Origin of the sequence: Pengzhenrongella sicca (genome assembly GCF_017569225.1) — a bacterium.
Taxonomy (GTDB): domain Bacteria; phylum Actinomycetota; class Actinomycetes; order Actinomycetales; family Cellulomonadaceae; genus Pengzhenrongella; species Pengzhenrongella sicca.
Map to the genome: position 1 here is coordinate 4043534 of NZ_CP071868.1, position 22657 is coordinate 4066190.

Genomic DNA, 22657 nt, shown 5'->3' on the forward strand with positions numbered 1-22657 from the left:
TCAGCCGCCGCTGGCTTGACCCTCCCGCCGTGGCAGGGTGTTTCGTCATGGGCATGCCTTCCACCGGCGGACGACTGCTGTCGATCGGCGAGTTCTCGCGGCTGTCCCGGATCAGCGTCCGGATGCTGCGGCACTACGACGAGCACGGCGTCCTGCCCCCGACCCGGACCGACCCCGGCTCGGGGTATCGGTTCTACTCGGCGGACCTCCTGCGCACCTCGGCCCGGATCTGTGCGCTCCGGGACGTCGGGCTCGGGGTCGCCGAGCTCGCGGCGTGCGTGCCGCTGCTCGACGAGCCCGCGCTGCTGCGCGCGGTGCTCCAGGAGCAGCGGGCCAGGCTCGAGGTCGACGCCGCCGCCGTCGCGAGCCGGATCCGGAAGGTTGTCCACCTGATCGACAGCCTGGAGGCACCTGCCATGTCCATCGACACCAACCAGCCCACCGAGATCATCCAGCGCGACCTGCCGGCCCGCATCGTCGCCGCCGTCCGCGACACGATCGGCGACTACTCCGCCGAGGGGCTGCTCTGGCAGCGGCTCATGAGCGGCCTGCCCGCGACGGGCGCGCGCGTCGCGGAGCGGCCGCTCGTCGCCGCGGTCTTCCACGACGAGAGCTTCGTCGAGTCCGACGCCGACGTCGAGGTCCAGATCGACGTCACCGGCCCGTTCGAGAGCGCCGCCGGTGTCCGGTGCGTCGAGGTTCCCGCGCTGCGCGTGGCGCAGGCCACGCTGCACGGCAGCTACGACGGCATCGGGTCCGCCGTCGAGGCGCTCGGCCGCTGGATCGGGGAGCACGACTACGCGATCGCCGGCCCGATGCTGAACGTCTACGTCGTCGGCCCGCCGCAGGAGCCGGATCCGGCGAGCTGGCTCACGGAGGTCTGCGTCCCGATCCACAAGGCCTGACGAACCCGGCAGGGGCGTGAGGTAGTCCATCCGCGGCGAGAACGTCCATCGGCAGGCACTACTTCACCGCAAATGGACTACTTCACCGCTGATGGACTACCTCGGCCGCCGGGGTCGTGCGGGCTGGCCGGCTGGCCGGCCGGCCGGCCGGCCGGCCGGTGGCAGGTGGCAGGTGGAGCCCGGCTACAGCTTCTTGCCCGGGTTCAGGATGGCCGTCGGGTCGAACGCCTGCTTGATCCGGCGCTGGAGGTCGCGCACCGTCGGGCCCAGCTCCGCGTCGAGGGCCACGAGCTTCTCGACGCCGATGCCGTGCTCGCCGGTCACCGTGCCGCCCAGCTCGGCCGCCAGGTCGAGGATCTGGCGGTGCACCCGCTGGGCCGCGGCGACCTGGGCCGGGTCCGCGGGGTCGAACGCGATGACGGGGTGCACGTTGCCGTCGCCGATGTGCCCGCCGGTGCCGACGGTCACGCCGGAACCGGCCGCGAGCGCGGCCAGCCGCTCGATCAGCTCGGGCAGGCGCGACCGCGGCACCGCGACGTCCTCGTTGAGGCTCGCGCCCCGCAGGGCCTGCATCGCGGGCTGGAACGCCCGCCGCGCCGCGAGCAGCGCGTCGAGCCGGTCGGGCTCCGTCGCGAGGTCAACCGTGAGCGCCGCGCGCTCGTGCGCCGCCCGGGCGTACGCCGCGACGTCGGCCGAGCCGCCCTCACGCGCATCCGTCAGGACGAGCAGCAGCGCGTGCGCGCCCGCGGGCAGGGTCGACGTCGGGTCGTACGCGGAGATCGCCGCGAGCACCACCGAGTCGAGCAGCTCGAGCGTGCTCGGGCGGTGCGGTCCGGCCATGATCGCGTTGGCCGCCGCAAGCGCGCCGGCGACGGTCGCGAACGTCGCGCAGACCCCCTGCGTCGGGCCCGGCGCAGGCAGGAGCGCGAGCGTCGCCTCGGTGACGATCGCGAGCGTGCCCTCCGAGCCCACGACCAGGCCCGTCAGGTCGAGGCCGCCGACCGCCTTGACCGTCGGCGGGCGCGTGCGCACGATCTGGCCGTCGGCGAGCACGACCTCGAGCGAGCGCACGAAGTCCCGCGTCACGCCGTACTTCACGCAGCGCATGCCGCCCGCGTTGGTCGCGATGTTGCCGCCGATGGTGCACCTCGAGCTCGAGGCCGGGTCCGGCGGGTAGAACAGCCCCCGCTCGGCGACCGCGCGGGCGAGGTCGTCCGTGACGACGCCGGGCTGCACGACGGCGACCTGGTCGACGGCGTCGATCCGCACGATCGCGGCCATCGCCTCGAGCGAGACGAGAATCGCGCCGTCGACGGCGTTGGCCCCGCCCGCGAGCCCGCTGAGGGCGCCCTGGGGCACGAGCGGGACGCCGTGCGCGTGGGCGATGCGCGCAATCGCGCTGACCTGCGCCGTCGTCGACGGCAGGACGAGCGCCAGCGCGACCCCCGGGGCCGCGGCGCCGGCGGCGTCCGACGACCGCGCCAGCACGGCGGCGGGGTCGGTGACGACGGCGCCGGCCGGCAGCGCGGCGCGCAGCTGCGCGAGCACCTGCACGCCAGCCACGCCAACCATGCCCGCGCCGCTCACGGCAGCCGCACGTGCGCGGGCGTGAGCTCCGCGATCGAGCGGACCCCGAGCAGCTGGAGGGTGCGCAAGATGTCGGCGGTCAGGATCTCGTGCATGCGGTCGACACCGCGCTCGCCGCCCGCCATCAGGCCGTACAGGTACGCCCGCCCGAGCATCACGGCGCTCGCGCCGAGCGCGATGCCGGCCACGATGTCGGCGCCCGAGGAGAAGCCGGTGTCGACCATGACCTCGGCCCGGTCGCCGACTGCCTGCACGACGTCGGGCAGCAGCCGCAGCGGGACGGGCGCGCGGTCGAGCTGGCGTCCGCCGTGGTTCGAGAGCACGATGGCGTCGGCGCCCGCGCCTACCACCCGCTCGGCGTCGGCGACGGTCTGGATGCCCTTGACCACGAGCGGCCCGTCCCAGAACTCGCGCACCCACGCGAGGTCGTCGAGCTCGACGGTGGGGTCGAACAGGTGCGCGGCGAGCTCCTCGATGGTCCCGCCCCACGAGTCGAACGTCGCGAACCGGATCGGCTCGGTCGTGAGGAAGTCCGCCCACCAGCGCGGGTGCATCGCGCCGTCGAGGATCGTGCGCGCCGTGAGGGCGGGCGGGATCGTGAAGCCGTTGCGGTTGTCGCGCAGCCGCGCGCCCCCCACGGGCACGTCGACCGTCAGCACGAGCGTCTCGTACCCCGCCTCGCGCGCGCGCGTCATGAGGTCCTCGCCCGCCGCCCGGTCCTTCCACACGTAGAACCCGAACCAGTTGCGCCCGCCGGGCACGGCCGCGGCGAGGGCCTCGATCGACGTCGTGCCCATCGTGGAGAGCGTGTACGGCACGCCGTGCCGCTGCGCCGAGCGCGCGACCGCGACCTCGCCCGCCTGGTGCATCATCCGGGTGAACCCGGTCGGGGCGAGCACGTACGGAAGCGCGGCCGGGGTGCCGAGGATCGTCGTCGACAGGTCGACCTGGCCGACGTCGCGGAGCACCGACGGCTGCAGCTCGAGGTCGCGCAGCACGCGCCGCGCGCGCCGGATCGACACCTCGCCCTCGGCCGCGCCGTCGACGTAGTCGAACACCGAGCGCGGGGTCCGGCGCCGCGCGAGCGTGCGCAGGTCGCCGACCGTGTGCGCGCCGGCGAGCCGGCGTGCGACCGGGTCGAGCTGGAACGGCTGCACCCGCAGCAGGGGTCGAAGCTGTGCCCAGGTCTGGAGCCGTCGTGCCACCATCACGCATCCCGCCGATCTCGGCGCCGCGCGTCCGGTGCGCACGCGGGTCCGTGGCCCGACGGTAGACCTGCGCACCGGACGGCGGTCGCGGCGTCTCACCTGCACAGCAGAGCGCGTCAGCCGAGCGCGATGACCGCGGCGAGGACGACGACGCACGCGTGGCCGGCGAGCGAGACCGCCGTGCGCGCGCGGGGCCCGAGCCGCGCACGCAGCACCGAGCCCGCGGCGGCGAGCACGAGCTGCCAGGCCGCCGACGCCGCCGCGACGCCGAGCACGAACGCGAACCGCGCCGGGCCGGCCAGGTGAGGTCCGAGCGCCACCGCGATCGACGCGACGGCGAGCGCGGTGAGCGGGTTCACGGCGGTCAGCGCGACGAAGCGGCCGAACGCCCGCGCCGACTGCGCCAGTTCCGGCCGCGCCGTCGCGGGCAGCACCGTCGCGGGTAGCACCGCAGCACGCTCGGCGGCCGACGGCGTCGCGAGGGTCCGGCGGAGCCCGTGCGCGGCCACGCCGAGGAGGGCGAGCGCGGCGGCCGTCCGCACCAGCGGGAGGTGCCCGTCGAGCGCGGCGGCGAGGCGCCCGCCGACGGTCACGGCGAGGCCCGCGTAGGCAGCGTCGACCGCGGCGACGCCGAGCGCCGCGCCCGCGGCGACGCGGAAGCCCCGCGTGAGGCCCGCCGAGACGACGAGCAGCGCGACCGGGCCGACCGGCAGGGCAAGCGCGAGGCCGGCCAGGAGCCCGAGAGCGAGCGCGTCGGCGAGCGGGTGCATGCCCGCGAGACTGGCGGACACGCGCGCCCCGACGCAGCGCAAACCTCCGCCAGGCTGCGAAGATCGCTGGATGGACGCCATCGACGACGCAATCCTCCGTGAGCTGACCGCGGATGCGCGGTTGCCCTTCCGGGAGCTCGGCCGCCGCGTCGGCCTCTCGGCGAACGCCGCGGCGGCCCGCGTCCGCCGGCTGGTCGACGCGGGCGTGATTCGCGGCTTCACGGTGCTCACGGCGGGCACTGCCCGCCCGCTGCGAGCCGGCGGACCCGGCGGGGCGAGCGGGCCGAGCGGGACCGACGCGGCGGCGTCGGCGGCGGGGCTCGAGGTCTTCGTCGACCTTCGGCTGCGACCCGACGTGAGCGCCGAGGACTTCGCGGCGGCGCGCTCGTCGGGCGCCTTCCCGGAGATCCTCGACGCGGTGCACGTGACCGGCGGGTACGACTACCTGGTGCACGCGGTGGTGCGCGACGCCGCAGCGCTCGACCGGCTCGTCCGGCGGCTCAAGCGGGACGCAGGCGTCGCGCAGTCGCTCACCCGGCTCGCATTGCGATAGCCGCTACCAGCAAGCTCCCAGCCGATCCTCAGGACCCACCCTGGTCGGGCGGCGAGGGTGGAGCGACCACACCACCTGCCCCCTGGGAGCACCACATGCGCCGCATCGTCATCGCCATCGGCACGACGCTCAGCGCCCTGGTGCTGCTGTTCTCCTGGCCGACGAGCCGCAACAGCTCCACCCAGGCGACCGCCACCGACACCGGCGGCGGGGGGACCACGAGCGGCACGACGACGGCTGGCGGCACGACGGCCGACAGCGGGGCGACCACGGCCGGCGGCACCACGGCCGACGGCACCACCGCCGGCGGGACCACGACAGCCACCGACGGGACGACGGCGACGGCCGCGCCGGCCGCCCCGACGACCGCGACCTACGACGGCGACTCCACCGCCACGCGCTACGGGAACGTACAGGTCCGCATCACAGTGACCGACGGCGCCGTCACGTCGGCCGAGGCGATCGCGTTCCCCGGGGGCGAGCGCGAGAGCGTCCAGATCAACGCCCGGGCCATCCCGATCCTCAACCAGGAGGCGTCCGCCGCGGGCTCGGCTGACATCAGCATGGTCTCCGGCGCGACCGTCACGAGCCGCGGGTACCTGACCTCGCTCCAGAGCGCGCTCGACCGGGCCGGGCTGTGACCGCCGTCGCGGGGTGGGGCCCCGGGTTCGGCGACGTCACCGAGCCGGAGCCGCTCGCGACCGACCGGCGCGCCTGGGTCGAGCAGATCATGGGCATGCCGGTCAGCCTGCACGTGCGTGGCGCGGGCGCGCGGGACGCGAGCGCCGCCTACGCCGCGCACCGGGTGTTCGCCGACCTGCGCGCCGCCGACGCCGTCTTCAGCACCTACCGCGAGGACTCCGAGATCAGCCGGCTCGCGCGCGGCGAGCTCACCCTCGCGGGCTGCAGCCTCGCCGTGCGCGAGGTGGCCGCGCTGTCCGAGATCGCGCGGGTGCGCACCGACGGGTACGTCGACGCGTGGGCCGCGCCGGGTCGCGCCGGGACGTTCGATCCGACCGTGCTCGTCAAGACCTGGGCGGTCGCGCGGTCGGTCCGGTTCTTCGACGACCTGCCCGGGCTCTCGCTCGCGATCGGCGCCGGCGGCGACATCCTCGTGCGCCCGGGCGCCGACCTCGAGCCCTGGCAGATCGGCATCGAGGACCCGCGCGAGCGGTCGACGATCCTCGCGACCGTGCCGGTGCACGACGGCGGGGTCGCCACCTCGGGCGTGGCCGCGCGGGGAGCGCACATCGTCGACCCGCACACCGGGCTGGCCGCGACGCAGGTGCTGTCCGCGACCGTGGTCGGGCCGTCGCTCCTGTGGGCGGACGTGTGGGCCACCGCCCTGGTCGCACGCGGCGCCGACGCCGTGGACTGGACCGCGACCCTGCATGGCACGAGCGGACTGCTCGTGCTCGCGGACGGTCGCGTGCACCGCTGGCAGAACGCGCCCTGAACGCGCGGGTCCCGGCCCTGAGCGCGTACCGTCAGTCCGCCCGAGCGGGTCAGTCCGCCCGCACCGCGGTGTCGGCGAGCACCGAGCGCAGCAGGGGCCGGACCGTCTCCGTCGCGCCGAGCACGAGCGCGGTGCCCGCGACGAGGCAGGCCGCGAGCACGGCGAGCCCCTGCGGCGCCCGCACCGCCGCGGCGCCGAACAGCGGGAACAGCATGACCAGCGCGGCGAGCGCCGACCCGGTGGACACAACCACGAGCGGGACCAGCACCTCCCGCCGCCGGACGGCGTCGAGCAGCTCGACCGGCGTGCCGGCCAGCGTCTGGAGCACATAGTCGCGCCGGCGGTCGAGCACGCTGGCCGCCTGGGTGATGCCGGCCGAGGCCGCCGCGACGAGGTAGGTCAGCACGAGCGTGACCATCGCCCCGCGCATGAGGTCGCCGAGCAGGAGCGCGGTGTCGGCGTCGGCGCCGTCGTCGAGCGCGACCATCACCGGGACCACCGCGAGCGCTCCCGCGACGAAGCCCGCGAGCCCGAGCCCGCCGACGACGCGCCAGGTCGCGCGCGGGTCGTCGAGCAGGCGGCGCGCCGCGAGGAGCGCGGCGGGCGTCGACGCCCGGCGCAGCAGGATCCGGCCGAGCACGCCGAGCGTCCACGGCCCGACGGCGTTGAGCGTCGCGAACCCGAGGGCCAAGGCGCCCACGAAGACCCCGATCGCCGCCGCGCCGAACGCTCCGAGGGACGAGCTCACCGCCACGACGACCACGATCGCGGCGAACGCCGCGGCCGCCCGCAGCCAGCTGAGGGACCGGGGCGACTGCCGCCGCGCGACCCCGAGCGGGGAGACGACGACGCGGCGCAGCGACACCACGCCGCTCACCGCCGCGAGCAGCGGCACGGCGACGCACGCGAGCACGAGCGAGCCGGGGCCGACCCAGAGGTCGGCGGCCGTGAACGTCGCCCCCTCGAACGGGATCCGGGTCCACACCGGCAGCAGGGCGACGTACCCGACGATGCCCGCGAACGCCCCGAGCAGCCCCTGCCAGGAGGTCTCGAGCACCGTCAGCGCGACGACCTCGCGCGGCGTCACCCCGATCAGCCGGAGCGTCGCGAGCCGCGCATCGCGCCGCGCGACCCCGAGCCGCGCGGCGGCGCCGCCGAGCGTGAGCAGCGGGACGACGAGCAGCACGAGCGCCGCCCAGGCGAGCCCGACGTACTGCGTGGCGTTGAGCTCCTGGTACGCGCCGACGGGGTTGGCCGCGCGGTCGATGAAGCCGAGCAGCCCCCCGATCACGCTGAGCGTGAGCGCCGTGGTGACGGCGAACGCGGCGATCGCGAGGCCCGTGGTCACGCGCTGGTCCCGCCCGCCGGCCCGGCGCAGCAGCGGCAGGAGCGCTCGGATCGTCCTCATCGCTGGGCCTGCCCGACGCCGGCGCCCACGACGAGGCCGTCCCGGACCTCGATCCGCCGGTCGCACCAGGCGGCGACGGTCGCGTCGTGGGTCACGACGACGAGCGAGGCGCCCGCCGCCCGGGTGGTCTCGGTCAGGATCTGCATGACGTCGTGGCCCGTCGCCTGGTCGAGGGAGCCGGTCGGCTCGTCGGCGAACACGACGTCCGGGCCCGTGATCAGCGCGCGCGCGACCGCGACCCGCTGGGCCTGCCCGCCCGAGAGCTCGCCCGGGCGGCGGTCCCCCATCCCGGCCAGGCCCAGGTGGTCGAGCCAGCGGCGTGCCTGGTCAGTCGCCTCGCGCCGCGAGGTGCCGAGCAGCATCGCGGGCAGCGCGACGTTCTCGACGGCGGGCAGCTCGGCGAGCAGCTGGCCGAACTGGAACACGAAGCCGTAGTGCTCGCGGCGCAGCAACGAGCGTTCGCGCTCGGAGAGCTCGTGCACCGGCAGCCCCCGCAGCAGGACCGCGCCCGCGTCCGGGCGCAGGATGCCCGCGAGGCAGTGCAGCAGGGTCGACTTGCCCGAGCCGGACGGGCCCATCACGGCGAGCGACTCGCCGTCGGCGAGGTCGACGTCGACGCCCGCGAGCGCCGTCGTCGGCCCGAACCGGCGGACGAGGCCGCGCGCGGCCAGGCGCGGCGGCGCGGACGGGGCGGGGGCCGGCGGGGCGGGGTTCGGCACGGCGGGGTTCGGCACGGCGGGGTTCGGCCGGGCGGGGTTCGGCACTGCGAGGTTCGGCCGGGCGGGGTTCGGCACGGGGTTCGACGACATGCCTCGAGCCTGCTGCCGGGACACCGTCCGCCGCGTCGGCCGCCAGGCCCGGCCCGATCGCGGCCGCCTGCGACCCGGGGCGGGCGCCGACCCGTGCCGGGTCAGACCGCCGGGGGACGTCCGGGCATGCGAGGACCCCCCGCACACCCATCAGAGCCCGCCTGCCCTTGCTGCCTTCCGGCCCTGGGGGAGTTCAGCGAGGTGACGCCGCACGAGGGGTCGTCGACAACCCTAACGCAGACGGGCCACTGATCCGAAGCCGGGTGCTCCGGACGCGGCTGCACCGACCCGGACCGGACCCGGACCGACCGACCCCGACCCGAACCCTGACCCGAACCCGGGGCGCGAGTGTGGGCGTTCGGCTCCCAGCCGCGCGAGTGTGGGCAAACGGTCCCCTGATCGGGTCCTGAACCCGCACTTTGCCCACACGTGCGGGGTTGAGAGCAGATCGCCCACACTCGCTGCCGGCGGCGAGCCGGCTGCGGGCCCGCCTCCTGTGCGGCGAGCCTGCCGTGCGGCGCGCGCCTCGCCGTGCGGCGCGCGCTAGCCGGCCGCGACCGGCTGGCGCTCGGCGGGCTGACGCGGCGGCAGGTACACCTCGGGGTGGCCCTCGATGTGCAGCTGCGGCAGCACCCGTTCGAGCCCCGCGGGCAGCCACCAGTTCGCCCGGCCGAGGATGTGCATGACCGCGGGGACGAGCAGCAGCCGCACGATCGTCGCGTCGATGATGATCGCCGAGGCCATCCCGACGCCGATCACCTTGAGCACGATGTCGGGGCTGAGGATGAAGGCCGCGAACACGGCCGCCATGATCGCGGCCGCCGCCGTGATGACGCGGCCGGTCCCGGCCAGGCCCTCGACGATCGCGCGGTGGTTCTCGCCCGTGCGCAGCCAGGCCTCGCGCATCCTGCTGATCAGGAAGACCTCGTAGTCCATCGACAGGCCGAAGAGCACCGCGAACATGAGCACGGGCACGAACGCCGGCAGCGGGGTCGGGGTGTCGATCCCGATCAGGCCACCGGCCCAGCCGCCCTGCAGCACGAGCGCGACCACGCCGTAGGACGCGGCGACCGAGAGCAGGTTCATCACCGCAGCCTTGACCGCGACGGCCACGCTGCGGAACGCGACGAGGAGCAAGAACATCGACAGCAGCACGACGCCGCCGATCAGGAGCGGGATGCGCTTGGCGATGTTCGCGCTCGAGTCGATCGCGGCCGCCGTCGCGCCGCCCACGTGCACGTCGATGCCGGTGCCCGCGGTCGCCGTCGGCAGCACGGAGTCGCGCAAGGTCCGCACGAGGTCCTCGGTCGCGCTCGACTGCGGTCCCGTCGTCGGGATGACGGTGAAGACCGCGGTGGTGCCCGCGGCGCTGGTCGTCGCCGGCGTGACGGCCGCGACCCCGGCGGTGGAGCCCAGCGCCTCGGTCACCCCCGCCAGGTCCGCCGCCGCGTCGGCGTCGGGCAGCTCCGCGACCATCAGGAGCGGGCCGTTCGAGCCCGCGCCCAGCGCCTGCGCCTGCCAGTCGTAGGCCTGCCGCGTCGAGGACCCCTCGCTGTTGTTGCCGGCGTCCGGGAAGCCCAGCTGGACCGCGAGGAACGGCGACGCGAACAGCAGCAGGAGGCCGACGCCGGAGACGACGCCGAGCACGCGGCGGCGCTCGACGGCCTGGCTCCACCGCAACCAGGCCCCGGTCGGCTCCAGGTGCCCGCCCGTGGCGACCTCGACCGGGCGGGCCCGCAGGAAGGGGAGCCGCAGGCGATCGATCGACTTGCCGAAGTAGCCCAGCAGCGCGGGGAACAGCGTCAGGCTCGCGAGCAGGACGACGAGCACGCCGAGGATCGTCACGAGCGCGGCGCCGCGCATGAACGACAGCCCCATCGCGAACAGCCCGAGCATGCTCACGATCACCGTGGACCCCGCGAGCAGCACCGCCCGCCCGGCCGTGTCGAGCGTCGCGACGGTCGCGGCCCGATCGTCCAGGCCCGCCGCCCTCCACTCCCGGAACCGGGTCACCATCAGCAGCGCGTAGTCGATCCCGATGCCGATGCCGATCATCGTCGCGAGCGACGTGGACCAGTCGGGCGCGTCGACGAACGAGATCAGGACCGTCGAGAGCGTCGCGCTCACGGCCAGGCCGGCGAGGGCCACGAGGATCGGCAGCCCGGCCGCGACGATCGAGCCGAACATCACGAGCAGGATCACGGCGGCGGCCAGCAGACCGACGCCCTCGGACCCGATCGGCGCCGCCTCGGTGAGCTGGATCGTCGCGCCGCCGAGCGCCACCTCGAGGTCGGGGGTCTCCGCCGCCGCCGCGATCTCGAGCAGGCGCTCGGTGTCCGCGAGCGGCATGTCGGTCGGGTCGACGACGTCGAGGCGCGCGTGGGTCAGCACGGTGCGCCCGTCCGCGGCGAGCCCGCCGGGGGCGGCGAACGGGTCGTCGACGCTCACGACGTGCGGCACGCCGGCGAGCTCCGCGAGCAGCGCCTCGACGTCCGCCCGGACGGCGGGATCGGTCGCCGGCTCGGCGGTGCGGACGACGACGTCGACAGCGTCGCCCGACTGGGCCGGGAACTCCGACTCGAGCAGCTGCTGGGCCTGGCTCGAGTCCGAGCCGGGCGAGGAGTAGTCCGCGGAGAACTCCCCGCCGAAAGCCCTCGCGAGGACCAGTGCGATCGCGAGCGCCGCGACCCACGCGAGCACCGCGACGAGGCGGTGCCGGAAGGCCAGGTCGGCGAGCTGGCCGAGCGGGCCGGGCCGCCTCGTGACCGGCGCGGGGCCGAGGTCAGAGGTCATCGAGGTGCTGGGCATGGGGGTCGTCCTCACCGGGGCAGTGGTGCACGTGAGAATGCGTTAAGGTTCATAACGAACACGATGCGGCATCACTTGTCAAGACAAATCACGTATGTAATGCTGCGTAACGCAGAAGTTGGCAGGCCGTTCAGATTCGGTCCGTCAGCACAACGAGGTGCGCCGCGGAAGCCTGCCGATACCGCGGGAGCCGGTCGACACTGCGCGAGGCGCCCAGACGCCGCAGCGCGAGAGGGGAGCAGCAGGTGACCGCCGAGCCAGCGATGTCTCGTCGCGAGCGCACACGCAGCGCGACGCTGGACGAGATCAAGTCGACCGCGCGAGAACTCATGCACGAGCAGGGGTCGACCGACGTGCGGTTCACCGACATCGCCCGGGCCATGGGCCTGAGCGCCCCCGCGCTCTACCGCTACTTCGACGACCGCGACGAGCTGATCTCCGCGCTGATCTCCGACGGGTTCGACTCGCTCGGCGCGGCCGTCGCGGCCGCGAGCGCCCCGATCGACGACGCCGACATCCTGGGCCGGTGGGTCGCCGCGGCGGGCGCGTACCGGGACTGGGCCCGCGACGAACCGCAGCGGTTCGCGCTCGTGCTCGGCATGCCGGTCCCGGGGTACTCCGAGCCGACCGAGGGCATGACGACCGAGGCGGCAAGCCGGGCGATGAGCCAGCTCAGCGCGCTGTTCGTCGCCGCGGCCGAGCGCGGCGAGCTCCGGCCGCCGCTGATCCGCGAGGCGTCGCCCGAGCTGGCGGTGTGCCAAGAGCTCAAGCACGAGGGCCAGGCCGAGCTGCTGCCGCCCGAGAGCTTCCAGGCCCTGCTGCAGACGTGGGCCATGCTGCACGGCCTCGTCTCGCTCGAGGTCAACGGCAACCTTGACTGGCTGACGCCGCAGGCACGCGACGAGCTCTTCCTGAGCCAGGTGCGCCTCGCCGCGCTGACCGCCGGTCTCGCCGATCCCGCCGCCTGACGGCGCCCGAACGCCTGCGGACGGCGACCGCATAGGCGAGGCTGAGCCCGTGAAACTTTCCGCCGTCACGCCGCCGATGGGGTGGAACAGCTGGGACTGCTACGGCACCACCGTGACCGAGGCCGAGGTGCTGGCGAACGCGCGGTTCCTGCACGAGCACCTGCTGGCGCACGGCTGGGACACGGTCGTCGTCGACATCGCCTGGTACGACCCGACGGCGCGCTCACACGGCTACAACGCCGGCGCACCCCTGACGCTCGACGCGTACGGCCGGCAGCTGCCGGCCATGAACCGGTTCCCGTCCGCGGCGGGAGGGCTCGGCTTCGGCCCGCTCGCCGCCGCGGTGCACGCGCTCGGCCTGCGGTTCGGCGTGCACCTGCTGCGCGGGATCCCCCGCCTCGCGGTCGACCAGGCGCTCCCGGTCGAGGGGACGGCGTGGACCGCCGCGGACGCGGCCGACCGCACCTCGACCTGCGCCTGGAACCCCGACAACTACGGGCTCGACCACGACCACCCGGCCGCGCAGGCCTACCTCGACGGACAGGTCGCGCAGCTGGCCGCCTGGGGCGTCGATCTGGTCAAGGTGGACGACATCCTCGCGCCGTACCACGACCGCGCGATCGAGGGCTGGGCGCGGGCGATCGAGCGCAGCGGCCGCGAGATCACCCTCTCCTTGTCGCCGGGCACCGGCCTGTCCACCGCGCGCACGGAGCACCTGCGCGCGCACGCGCAGATGTGGCGCGTGTCCGACGACCTTTGGGACCGGTGGCCCGACGTGCACGCGCAGTTCACCCGGCTGGCCCGCTGGGCGCCGCACCAGCGCCCCGGCGGCTGGGCGGACGCCGACATGCTCCCGCTCGGGCGCATCGGGATCCGGGCCGAGCGCGGCGACGACCGCCAGAGCCGGCTCACGCTCGACGAGCAGCGAACCCTGCTCACGCTGTGGGTCATGGCCCGGTCGCCGCTGATGGTCGGCGGGGACCTGCCCACGAGCAGCCGAGCGACGATCGACCTGCTGGCCACCCCGGCCGTCGGCCACGTGCTGCGCACCTCGACCCACGGCCAGGAGGCCCTGCGCGAGGCGCTTCCCGCCGACGCGGGCGGCGGGGACGAGCGTGACGGCGCGACTGCCGGGGAACTCATCGTCTGGACCGCGCGCGCGGGCGACGACGACGCGATCCGCTACGCCGCGATCTTCAGCACCGCAGCGGCCGCGGTCCGGGTACGGGTGCCGCTGACCGCCGTCGTCGAGCGCCCGACCGACCCAGGCGCGGTCCGCGACCTGTGGGACTCGCGCGCGGAGATCGACGTCGACGCCGGTGCCCTGGTCCTCGACGTACCGGCGCACGGCGTGCGCTGGCTCGCCCTACGGCTCGGCGCCTGAGGGCGCCGCGGTGCGGCGGTCACGGCGCGCGGCGAGGTCCGGTATCCTCGTCCGGCCGGGAGGATTCGCCTAGTGGCCTATGGCGCACGCTTGGAAAGCGTGTTGGGTGAAAGCCCTCGGGGGTTCGAATCCCCCATCCTCCGCCGCGCGAAGGGCCTGCGACCTGCAGAGATGTGGGTTGCGGGCCCTTTGGCGTTGGGCGGGACTGGAGACCCTGGCAGGGGTGGTAGCAGTTCCGGTAGCAGTCGAGCGCCCCGACAGCCACTCGCCGGTGCCGCCGATGCGGGCCCCTCGCCACGTGGGCTGCCCGCACGGCGGGCCCACGGATCCCGCGGCGCAACCCGACTGGCTCTTGTGCCGTGGATCACGAGGACGCATCCTTGCGTAGATCAACCAGCCGCAGCCATCCTGGACGCGCTGCGCACCGCGCAACACGCGATCCACATGGCCCAATTGGGGGCAGAATGCGTTACGTTGCCCTTGTGGCATTCAGGAACATTCCTGCCTGGTACTGCGGTCGCCCAACGCTGAGTCGTGGCCGAACCCGACTGATGTCCGCCCATCGCCGAGTCCTTGATCGAGTTCGGAGAGCCTGCGACGCACGCCTCCAGCTGCCGACTCTGATTGGAGTTCCCAGTGGCCGCTGATCTCGACAGCGCGACGGACGTCTATGAGCCTCAGCGCTACGAGGCGACACCGGACCCCGTCGGCCGACGCGACCGCGTCCCAGGTCACCCAGAGCTCGTGTCATACCGCCTCGCAAGCCCGCGAGAGACACCAGACCAGACGATTGAACTGGTAGTCCGAATCGTCAAGTCCACCTCTCGCGAGGACCGCGCTAGGCGGGCGACAGAAATCCGCGCCCGCGTTCGCTGACAAGACTATCTATTTCGACCAGGTTCGCGATCGTGTTCGGGGTAACCCGGGACAATTTGTGATCTGGAGCGTGCATCCTCAGAACCATCACACCCACCGGGATCTCGTGGTACGGCGCAGCGTCCAAGATCACTGGAGTAGCCAGCGTGTGTGTCCACCGATCATCCGAGCGCTCATTGTCTCTTGCGAAGACCGGTCCGCGCTGCGCAAACGCGCGAACCGCCGGATGCGTGGCGCGCTGCTCTATTCGCACCCGGTGGGGCCAGTAGGCACTCCCGCTGAGCCAGACGGACTGAGAGTTGCACCAGAGTTCGAGGACGCGCGGTGCGCTCGAGCGATCCATCTCGGGACGGACCCAGATTTCGGCCTTGAGATGGTCTGAGTCAAAAACGTGCTCTGCCTGTATCTCCATTGCCAGATTCTGGAGCCCAATGGTGACTTCGCGCCTACACTCGTCAGACAAATACTTCGGGCTGAAAGCGCGCCACCAGAGAGCTAGGCGATCCAGGTACGGGTCGGGGTCGCCTCCTGACATCTCGACGGCAGCCGAGTGGCGAACCTCGTGCACGAATTGATAGACCTGACCAAAGAAGTCGGGGGTCAGGACCGAGATTCCCAATTGCTTCCCTCGACCGTCGCGCAAGTTCTCCATCGCAGGCAGACCCAACTCCGGTACCGACGCGAACGCACCGTCCCCCTCGGCCGGAAGCAACGCGATGCGCGAGGTCCGCCTGTCCTTGTACCGCGTGCGCCGCACGTAATTGATGATGTTGTGGTCTCGCAGCGAGCTCCCGAGGATCAGAGTCGCACCCTGATCAAATCTTGAAGCCACATAGTCGCGGAACGGTCCCTGATGCGTCCATGCCACATAATCGGACTCGGAGAAGATGGGATCAACCGACGGACCGCGACGGGGAATGAAGCCGTGTATGTGAACGATCGGCACGGTGTCGGGAGAGTGACCCGCGGGCGGCGTCTTTCCAAACACGCGGAACTTGACGCCGAGCTGGCGGAGGCGACGTTTCAAGTCGGGGTCGTTCTTTACGGTTTCACGCAGAACGTCGTCGAAGTTGGTTGAAACGATGTGCAGATCATTCTCCGAGTCGAGAGATTTCAACACCGCGGCCAAGAGGAGGACTTCCCGCGCAAGGGAGGGTGGGTGCGCGAAGTCTCGATCTCTTCCGGTGACCGGATCGACGTAAATGATCGAGCGAATGAGATTGTCGCGCCGCGCCCTCGCCTTCCGTTCGTCGCCCGCTTCCAGATCCAGGCAGATCTGATCAATCATGGTCGCAACCGGGAGTTGGAAGGAATTGTTCAATACCGCCGTGGCAAATTCGGACTCCAGGCCGCGCAGCACCGACCACTTGGGAGCGCCCGTCGCAATAAGATCACGCACAAGTAGCGCGAGGCCTTGCCGCACGAGTTCACTCCATGGCGGAACGTTTTGGTCGATGCTTACGCCTGCTCCAACGAAGATCGTCAATCGTTCCGAGAAAGCGACTTCAGAAATTGCCCACTCTGTTGCCTCGTCTCCGAAGAATCCGACGCGAAAGTCTCGGGAAAGGTTCGGCCCGTGGTCATCTGGATCTGCCAATGCGCTCTCATCTCTACGGCCGCGGCGTCGTTGCCCGAGTAGGAGTATTACCACAACCTGGCAACTCGCGTCCGAACGCGGACGCGACGGGGAAGGGGCCAGGGCTTGTTGAAAGTCGGGTCGGCGCTCGTCAGCGTGCTGACAAGGCCCATTATCGCGTAAAGACCCGCCGCGATGGCCACATCCCGCTCGGCGAGAACGAGCTCGTCGAGCTTGGCACGGGCCGGCCACGATCCCGCGGCGCCCGGCACGCGTTCGCGCCGATCTTGCCCTTGGGGACTCGCGCCGTGATCGCGGGGTGCTGCCCGGTCGCGGCGATCACGGTCTCGGCCCAGGACCTGCCGTCCTGGCAGGCTCACCGGGTGGGTGCGCTTCGTCGGCCACGGCTCTCCCGGCTATCGTCCGGGACCCTCATCGCGCTCGACCCCACACTCTGGACGTTGTCCTGGGTTTCAGGCTCGCCGCCCGCCGAGCTCTTCGACCGGGATGCTGGCTCCGATGCGTGACGGCAAGACCGCACGCGGCGCGCCGCTCTGACGGGACCAGGCTGCGTCTGGCCGCCTCCTTGGACCATCCCAGCGGGACGGCTCAGGCCCAGGCCGAGGGCGCGGCGGCCGCGCCAGGCCTACAGCCGAAGTTCGTCGATTGCTGCCCGCACGGGTTGCTCCCACTCGGTTCCATCGAAGACCAAGAGCGCCTCGTGAAGGAGCGCGCTCCGCCTGCCTAAGTCGACCGCCTCCGTGAGAACTGTCGCTAGGCGCAACTTGACCACAGCGCTATCCAGAGGAGAGTCCGCAAGCGACGGATGAGCGAGCAGCCGCTCGATCTCCCTCTGCGCCTCCCGCGGATGCACGTCGCCCGCGAGCGCTCGTTGCTCGAGGACTAGCGCGCGCCTCGCGATGATCGGGGGAACGTGGCTACCGAATGCTGACGCCTCTAGGGCGTCCAGCAGAGACACTGCCCGCTCGACATCCCCCGCCCTAACGTGTGAATCTACGGCGTAGATTCCCGCGCGGGCCGACTCGCTAATGTCGTTGACCAAGGCGAATCCAACGCTCGCCACTGTGAAGAGTCTTCCTGCAGACCCAAAGTCACCGGACCGATGGATTTCCTTCCCTGTTTGCGCTATACGGCGCGCGACCTCCGCGGCCACATCGACTATGCATGGATGCAGGTGAGGCACGGGACCCCCTGGAGGGAGGGGAATGTCCGGAATCTCGGACACGCTGAACGCCAGTCGGCCACCGAAGAGAGCTTCGACACAGACTACGACAAAGAGGGCGGCAAGGTCTGGCGGTCCGTGCTTTCGGCGTAGATCCCCCATCTGGCGGGAAAGGCGCCCGTTTGGCGCCTCCGCACATGCGCACACTTCCCAAAGCACTTGCGCAAGCAGGGCACCGTCGCCCTCAAGTTCGACTTGAACGTGCTCCATGAGTTGCTCGATCCGGATCGTTCGATTCGTCTCCGGTCCGCCGTCGATCCTTGGGTCGGATGGATCACTCGCAGTACCGTTGAGCCACGCGGAATAGCGCTCGAGGCCCAATTTGGCGAGCGCATTGGCATACTGAGTGTGCGCACCGTCGGCCGCAAGCAGATCTCCATACTCGACAAACAGACTCCGTGACTCAAGAAAAGCGAGCGCTGCGCGACGCCAATCTCTTCGGCCGGCCGATACTAGCCCATTCAGAAGCCGCAATTGCGCACGACGGGCCATCGCGGCGCCCGCCCCATGATCGACTGCGACCAACGCGGTTCTTGCGATGCCTGCTGCGACCTCCGCTCCCGCAAGATCACCGACGAGCACCCTGGCTCTTCCTAGATTGACGAGTGTTCCCGAGAGATTGAGGCGTCTCTCGAGTCGCTCCTTCTCGCTGGACTCTTCTGGAAGAACCGACTGAAGTTGCAGAGAATTGTTAAGATCCTCGAACGCCGTTCTCAGCACCGCTGCGATAGCCTCGTCGTCCGCAACAACATCTGGGAGGTCGCCGAGGGCGTCCGCGCCCATCTGAGCTAGAACGGCAGCGCGTGTGGCGAGCTCGGCGCCGGTCTCTGCTTCCTGAGGCACGCGGAGTGCGTGTCGCCGCAGCATCGCCCGTAGGCGTTGGCTGGCATTGGTGTCCCCCTGGACTCGCATGATCCGGGCAAGTGCAACGCCGTAGAGGATCGGGTCCAGGTTTGAACCGTCGAACCACGAAGCCACCGAAGGGGACTGGATGACGGGGACCCGGCTGCGGGGCGCCCCATCTGCGAACCGGAGCAGGAAGTCGGGCAGGTCGGCGGCCACGACCCTGCCTTCCTTGGCCAGTGCGAGCAGCCTGCTGACGTTCTCGAGTACGTGACCGTCCCGTGAGAGCCAGGTCACGTGCGAAAGGCCTTGGGCAAGTGCGGCCTCAAGTCCCAGGTAGTCGCGGCCCAAGGTGAGATCGTAGCCCGAGAAGCCGGCCACGAGCAGCGGATGTCGGCAGAGGGACCGGCTGAGCCACGACTTCCACGAAACGTCGATTCCGGACGCCTTCTGACGTGCTAAGTCGACGAGGCTAGCGCTTCGTTCCACCGAGCCGTGCACCTTCACGACCAGCAGGCCGCTCGGGTCGTCGACAATCTTCGGCGGCGCAGAATTCTTTGGCACCAGAACGCGATGGTCAACTCCCGCGGCCCCGAGCGCCCGCTCGATCAATGTGTCGAAGTTCGTCGTGACTATAAGCCTGACGGTACCTCGGCGCGCCAGATCGGCCAGCGCCCAGTGGCCTGCGTTGGGCAGTTCGCCGTCAAGATGGCGCAGTGCATCGAACCAGTAGTCGCGCGCAAACGCATCGGAGACGATTTCGCTGAAGCCCGTGACTGTGTCCCGCGCCAACGCGAGACGAGCGACGTCCTCGTGGACTTCGTTGCTGGTAGGCAGCACTGTGAGGAGGCGAGACTTCATCTCCGTCAGTAGTTGCTCGTTGAATCCCATCCAGCTCGGGACATTGGAGGGCGGTGCCATCGATAGTCCCGCCCCGACAAGGACCGAGAGTCCTTCGTTCCGCCAACGATCTCCGAGGTCGTCCACCCAAGTTCCCTCCGTTGCGAACGGGTCTGCTGCACGGATAGGTGGCAGCGGCTGGCCGGCCGGGCGGCCGCACGCTCACGATGGGCCTCGCAGTAGATGGAGGTCAACCAGCCCGGGATGCCCCGTGTTCAGTCAGTGCCCATTCAAAGTCAAGCCGGCGCGTGTCAGCGGCGCAACACGCGCCGGTGATGGTGTTGAAGCCGGACTTGGCTGCTCTCGTCGCAGGTCCGGCCCGGGCACGCCCATCACACCGCTGGCGACGGGCGCCGCGAGCAGCGCGCCGTTCTGGTCATCACTGCAGTGCACCGGTATTTCCGCTCCCGCACGCCTGCCAGGTCGATCGAATCCTGCGTCGAAGACCTCACGCCCACCGCTCGCCCGCGACAGCAGGTCGGACTCGTCATCACCGACCTGACCCCCAAGTAGGGCCACGCCCAGCTCGCCGCGCTCGTGCGCGGCCGCTGGGGCATCGAGAATCGCCTGCGCTGAGTCCGCTACGCGACGTTCGCCGATGACCGCTGCGCGGTGGGCTCCGCGCCGGCCAGATCGAAATGACCACGCTGGGTGTCACCGCGGACAGCCTGTCCGGCTCGCCGGTCTCCGAGACATCGCCTACGCCCCCGGTGTTCGCAGAGTCCCGACTGACCGACGCCTGACACCCGGAGCTGGCCCGCCAATGCGGTGGCAGATTCGGTAGCAGACCGGGCTCGTACGGGCCCCCTCACCCGGGTACATCGAGGTCCAACTCAGCACTTACGAGCACTAGGACCCCGAGCTGCACCCCGCTCCCACCCACTCGGACCTCTTGGAAAGCGTGTTGGGTGAAAGCCCTCGGGGGTTCGAATCCCCCATCCTCCGCGTTGACAAGGGCCCGTGACCTGCTCCAGATGCAGGTGGCGGGCCCTTTGTCATGCGTGCGCTGGCCGTGCGGGGGCACTCGCAATGTCGACCGGCCAGGCGGCTGGGCGCTAGCGCGCAGATCCAGACCACAACCCGCCTCGAGTGGGAGGGACGCAGCCAACCGCGGCTCACCCTCAGCCGCGGTCATACCTGGTTATACTCAGTCCATGAAGACCGCAATCTCGGTACCCGACGACACCTTCGAGAAGGCGACCCGGCGTGCGCACGATCTCGGGATGAGCCGATCTGAGTTCTTTACCCGCGCCGCGGCCCGGTACCTGGACGAACTCGATGCCGAGTCGGTCACCCGTCAGATCGACCTCGCGCTCGCGGCGCGCCCAGGGGCCGACGACGCTGCGTCGGACGCCGTCGACGTCGGGCACCTGATCCTCGACGACTCGTCCGGTGACTGGTGATCGACCGGGGCGGGATCTACTGGGCGAACCTCGGCGCGCCGGTCGGCTCTCGCCCAGCCAAGCGCCGCCCCGTCGTGGTGATCTCGGCGCAGACGTACAACCAGAGCCGGCTAGCCACCGTCGTCGCACTCGTCATCACCTCCAACACCGAAATGGCCGCGATGCCGAGCAACGTGTTCTTGCCCGCCGCGGCAACCGGACTCCCTCGCGACTCCGTCGTGAACGTCACCGCCATCGTGACGCTCAACAAGGCAGACCTGATCGAACAAGCTGGCCTGACCCCGCTCGCACTGCTGCGCGATATCGACCGCGGCCTCACGAGCTCGCTCGATCTCTGACCGTCAGACCAGGGCTCCAGCGCTGGTCCGATCGCCGACTTGCCGAGGTCCACGGCCGGCTTCCCCTGTGCTCGTTCGCACCTCACTGACCAGTACGACGGCGACTCCCCCGCCGCAGAGCACGAAGCCGATCAGGGTCACGACCGTCAGCGGCTCGCCGAAGAGGACGAACCCGGCCGTGGCCGTGACGGGTGCCACCAGGAACAGCAGGGCGTTCAGGGCCGTGATGCCGACTCGCCGCAGCAACCACCAGTACAGGCCGTAGGCCGCCATGGTCGGGCAGAGCGCCGCGACGACGGCCGCGAGCCAGAAGTCCAGCGAGGCCGGGGGCGCGAGCGTCCCCGTTGCGCAGGCGATCACGACGAGCGCCGCCGCCGTCACCGCGACATGCACGGTCAAGGTCACGAGCACGGGCGGCCGCCGCTGCGACCGTCGCTCGACGAACGTGCCCACGACCAGGCAGGCCATCGCCAGCGCCGGGAGCACGTACGCCAGCGGCTGCGCCTGCGAGGAACCGAGCTGCGAGCGGACGACCAGGGCGACCCCCAGGGCTCCGGCCCCGAGGCCGACCCACTGGGAACCACGCACCCGCAGCCCCAGCAGCGGGCCGACGAGAACCGCGACCACCAGGGGTTGAACGGCATCGATCAGCGCCGTGGCGCCCGTCGTGACCCCAGCAACAATGGCGGCGTACACGAACAGGCAGTAGCCGAACTGAGCGAAGAGGCCGACGACGGCCTGCTGCCGCAGCTCGGTGCGGGCGACCCCACGCGCGGCACCGGTGGCGACGGTGACCACGAGCAGCACGATCGCCAGGGGGACGAACCGCCAGACCAGCAGCGTCGTGGCCGACTCGTCGACGGTCGCGACTGCCGCGATGACGAAACCCGAGCTCCACGAGGCGACGAACGCGGCGGCCGCCAGAGCCGTCACGGCCGATCGAGGTATACCGATCGGTTTACTCATGCACCGACTATACAGACCTGTATAGTCGGTGCATGTCCGCGCCCGTTCCCGACCTCGCACCTCTGACTCCCGGCGCACGGCGCGTGCTCGACGCCGCCTCCGAGCTGTTCTACGAGCGCGGCATTCATGCCGTCGGAGTCGACACGATCGCCGAGGCCGCCGGCGTGACGAAGAAGACCCTCTACGACCGGTTCGGGTCGAAGGAGGCACTGGTCGTGTCGTACCTGCAGCATCGCGATGCGAGGTGGCGCCAGCACCTCGCCTCCCACCTGGACCAGGTTCCTGAGCCCGGACCTGAGCGCGTGCTGGCGGTCTTCGATGCAGCGGTCTCGTGGTCGCACGAGAACTCGATGAAGGGCTGCAGCGCGATCAATGCCCGCGCCGAGATCGGCGACGGCCACGATGGGCACCCCGTGTTCCCCGAAGTCACCCGCCAGAAGGCATGGCTGCTCGACGTGTTCACCGACCTCTGCCGCGACGCCGGCATGGTCAGTCCCGCAGCCCTGGCCCGGACGATGATGCTTCTGTACGAGGGTGCGATCGTGACCGTCGGTATGGAGACCTTCGCGGAGCCATTCGAACTCGCCCGCGACGTCGCCCGGACCCTGCTACGCCGCAGTGCCAATGGCCCTACCACGGACGTAGGTCCGTGAGGG

At 71.4% G+C, this 22657-nt stretch carries 18 protein-coding genes, 1 tRNA gene and 1 other RNA gene; 10 read left to right on the plus strand and 10 right to left on the minus strand.

Going from position 1 to position 22657, the window contains the following annotated elements; all coding sequences use genetic code 11:
* Positions 1 to 47 precede the first annotated feature (47 nt).
* A complete protein-coding gene (locus J4E96_RS18570; RefSeq protein ID WP_227423508.1) occupies positions 48 to 905 on the plus strand; it encodes a MerR family transcriptional regulator in 858 nt (285 codons plus the stop codon).
* A 183-nt stretch (positions 906 to 1088) separates the two neighbouring features.
* Here J4E96_RS18570 and J4E96_RS18575 read toward each other — a convergent pair whose 3' ends face one another.
* The 3 genes from J4E96_RS18575 to J4E96_RS18585 form a co-directional block, all read right to left on the minus strand.
* Positions 1089 to 2468 (minus strand): FAD-binding oxidoreductase, encoded by a 1380-nt coding sequence (locus J4E96_RS18575; RefSeq protein ID WP_227423509.1) that lies wholly within the window; start codon positions 2466 to 2468, stop codon positions 1089 to 1091.
* Positions 2469 to 2488: 20 nt separating this feature from the next.
* On the minus strand, positions 2489 to 3700 hold the full coding sequence (locus J4E96_RS18580) for an alpha-hydroxy acid oxidase (protein WP_227423510.1): 1212 nt from the start codon (positions 3698 to 3700) through the stop codon (positions 2489 to 2491).
* 116 nt (positions 3701 to 3816) lie between these two features.
* A complete protein-coding gene (locus J4E96_RS18585; protein ID WP_227423511.1) occupies positions 3817 to 4491 on the minus strand; it encodes a LysE family transporter in 675 nt (224 codons plus the stop codon).
* Positions 4492 to 4540: 49 nt separating this feature from the next.
* Here J4E96_RS18585 and J4E96_RS18590 point away from each other — a divergent pair, with 49 nt between their 5' ends.
* The 3 genes from J4E96_RS18590 to J4E96_RS18600 all read left to right on the plus strand — a co-directional run bounded on the left by J4E96_RS18590 (position 4541) and on the right by J4E96_RS18600 (position 6479).
* A complete protein-coding gene (locus tag J4E96_RS18590) occupies positions 4541 to 5023 on the plus strand; it encodes an Lrp/AsnC family transcriptional regulator (RefSeq protein WP_227423512.1) in 483 nt (160 codons plus the stop codon).
* Positions 5024 to 5118: 95 nt separating this feature from the next.
* The gene (locus J4E96_RS18595; RefSeq protein WP_227423513.1) at positions 5119 to 5664 is read left to right on the plus strand and encodes an FMN-binding protein; all 546 of its coding nucleotides are present in this window, start codon (positions 5119 to 5121) and stop codon (positions 5662 to 5664) included.
* Complete coding sequence (locus tag J4E96_RS18600; RefSeq protein ID WP_227423514.1) at positions 5661 to 6479, plus strand: FAD:protein FMN transferase; 819 nt, start codon at positions 5661 to 5663, stop codon at positions 6477 to 6479. The genes J4E96_RS18595 and J4E96_RS18600 overlap by 4 nt, the downstream gene beginning before the upstream one ends.
* Positions 6480 to 6528: 49 nt before the next feature.
* Here the strand turns inward: J4E96_RS18600 and J4E96_RS18605 are convergent, their stop codons facing one another.
* The 4 genes from J4E96_RS18605 to J4E96_RS18620 all read right to left on the minus strand — a co-directional run bounded on the left by J4E96_RS18605 (position 6529) and on the right by J4E96_RS18620 (position 11504).
* Positions 6529 to 7887 (minus strand): FtsX-like permease family protein, encoded by a 1359-nt coding sequence (locus tag J4E96_RS18605; protein WP_227423515.1) that lies wholly within the window; start codon positions 7885 to 7887, stop codon positions 6529 to 6531.
* On the minus strand, positions 7884 to 8696 hold the full coding sequence (locus J4E96_RS18610; RefSeq protein WP_227423516.1) for an ABC transporter ATP-binding protein: 813 nt from the start codon (positions 8694 to 8696) through the stop codon (positions 7884 to 7886). The genes J4E96_RS18605 and J4E96_RS18610 overlap by 4 nt, the downstream gene beginning before the upstream one ends.
* Before the next feature lie 127 nt (positions 8697 to 8823).
* Positions 8824 to 8920, minus strand: an RNA gene (gene ffs, locus J4E96_RS18615) — signal recognition particle sRNA small type.
* Positions 8921 to 9239: 319 nt separating this feature from the next.
* Positions 9240 to 11504, minus strand: a complete 2265-nt coding sequence (locus tag J4E96_RS18620) for an MMPL family transporter (protein WP_227423517.1) — start codon at positions 11502 to 11504, stop codon at positions 9240 to 9242.
* 245 nt (positions 11505 to 11749) lie between these two features.
* Between J4E96_RS18620 and J4E96_RS18625 the strand changes: the two genes are divergently transcribed.
* From J4E96_RS18625 to J4E96_RS18635, 3 genes are all read left to right on the plus strand, one after another.
* A complete protein-coding gene (locus J4E96_RS18625; protein ID WP_227423518.1) occupies positions 11750 to 12472 on the plus strand; it encodes a TetR/AcrR family transcriptional regulator in 723 nt (240 codons plus the stop codon).
* A 76-nt stretch (positions 12473 to 12548) separates the two neighbouring features.
* A complete protein-coding gene (locus J4E96_RS18630) occupies positions 12549 to 13856 on the plus strand; it encodes a glycoside hydrolase family 27 protein (protein ID WP_227425834.1) in 1308 nt (435 codons plus the stop codon).
* 58 nt (positions 13857 to 13914) lie between these two features.
* Positions 13915 to 13999, plus strand: a tRNA-Ser gene (locus tag J4E96_RS18635).
* Positions 14000 to 14694: 695 nt separating this feature from the next.
* Here the strand turns inward: J4E96_RS18635 and J4E96_RS18640 are convergent.
* Both J4E96_RS18640 and J4E96_RS18645 read right to left on the minus strand, forming a co-directional pair.
* A complete protein-coding gene (locus J4E96_RS18640) occupies positions 14695 to 16329 on the minus strand; it encodes an SIR2 family protein (protein WP_227423519.1) in 1635 nt (544 codons plus the stop codon).
* 625 nt (positions 16330 to 16954) lie between these two features.
* The gene (locus J4E96_RS18645; RefSeq protein ID WP_227423520.1) at positions 16955 to 19381 is read right to left on the minus strand and encodes an SIR2 family NAD-dependent protein deacylase; all 2427 of its coding nucleotides are present in this window, start codon (positions 19379 to 19381) and stop codon (positions 16955 to 16957) included.
* Positions 19382 to 20448: 1067 nt separating this feature from the next.
* Here J4E96_RS18645 and J4E96_RS18650 point away from each other — a divergent pair.
* Both J4E96_RS18650 and J4E96_RS18655 read left to right on the plus strand, forming a co-directional pair.
* Positions 20449 to 20697 (plus strand): CopG family transcriptional regulator, encoded by a 249-nt coding sequence (locus J4E96_RS18650; protein ID WP_227423521.1) that lies wholly within the window; start codon positions 20449 to 20451, stop codon positions 20695 to 20697.
* Complete coding sequence (locus J4E96_RS18655) at positions 20694 to 21035, plus strand: type II toxin-antitoxin system PemK/MazF family toxin (protein WP_319637712.1); 342 nt, start codon at positions 20694 to 20696, stop codon at positions 21033 to 21035. Before J4E96_RS18650 ends, J4E96_RS18655 begins: the two co-directional genes overlap by 4 nt.
* Before the next feature lie 3 nt (positions 21036 to 21038).
* On the opposite strand, the gene J4E96_RS18660 is transcribed toward J4E96_RS18655, so the two are convergent.
* Positions 21039 to 21968 carry a DMT family transporter gene (locus J4E96_RS18660; protein ID WP_227423522.1) on the minus strand — a complete coding sequence of 310 codons (930 nt, stop codon included), beginning with the start codon at positions 21966 to 21968 and terminating at the stop codon, positions 21039 to 21041.
* Positions 21969 to 22084: 116 nt separating this feature from the next.
* On the opposite strand from J4E96_RS18660, the gene J4E96_RS18665 reads away from it, so the two are divergent.
* Positions 22085 to 22654 (plus strand): TetR/AcrR family transcriptional regulator, encoded by a 570-nt coding sequence (locus J4E96_RS18665; protein ID WP_227423523.1) that lies wholly within the window; start codon positions 22085 to 22087, stop codon positions 22652 to 22654.
* The last annotated feature ends 3 nt before the right edge of the window (positions 22655 to 22657 follow it).

Excerpts from the sequence above, each read along its gene's own strand:
- J4E96_RS18570 (WP_227423508.1), top strand. The coding sequence starts at position 48 with ATGGGCATGCCTTCCACCGGCGGACGACTGCTGTCGATCGGCGAGTTC.
- J4E96_RS18580 (WP_227423510.1), bottom strand. The coding sequence starts at position 3,700 with ATGGTGGCACGACGGCTCCAGACCTGGGCACAGCTTCGACCCCTGCTG.
- J4E96_RS18590 (WP_227423512.1), top strand. The coding sequence starts at position 4,541 with ATGGACGCCATCGACGACGCAATCCTCCGTGAGCTGACCGCGGATGCG.
- J4E96_RS18595 (WP_227423513.1), top strand. The coding sequence starts at position 5,119 with ATGCGCCGCATCGTCATCGCCATCGGCACGACGCTCAGCGCCCTGGTG.
- J4E96_RS18605 (WP_227423515.1), bottom strand. The coding sequence starts at position 7,887 with ATGAGGACGATCCGAGCGCTCCTGCCGCTGCTGCGCCGGGCCGGCGGG.
- J4E96_RS18610 (WP_227423516.1), bottom strand. The coding sequence starts at position 8,696 with ATGTCGTCGAACCCCGTGCCGAACCCCGCCCGGCCGAACCTCGCAGTG.
- J4E96_RS18620 (WP_227423517.1), bottom strand. The coding sequence starts at position 11,504 with ATGCCCAGCACCTCGATGACCTCTGACCTCGGCCCCGCGCCGGTCACG.
- J4E96_RS18630 (WP_227425834.1), top strand. The coding sequence starts at position 12,549 with ATGGGGTGGAACAGCTGGGACTGCTACGGCACCACCGTGACCGAGGCC.
- J4E96_RS18650 (WP_227423521.1), top strand. The coding sequence starts at position 20,449 with ATGAAGACCGCAATCTCGGTACCCGACGACACCTTCGAGAAGGCGACC.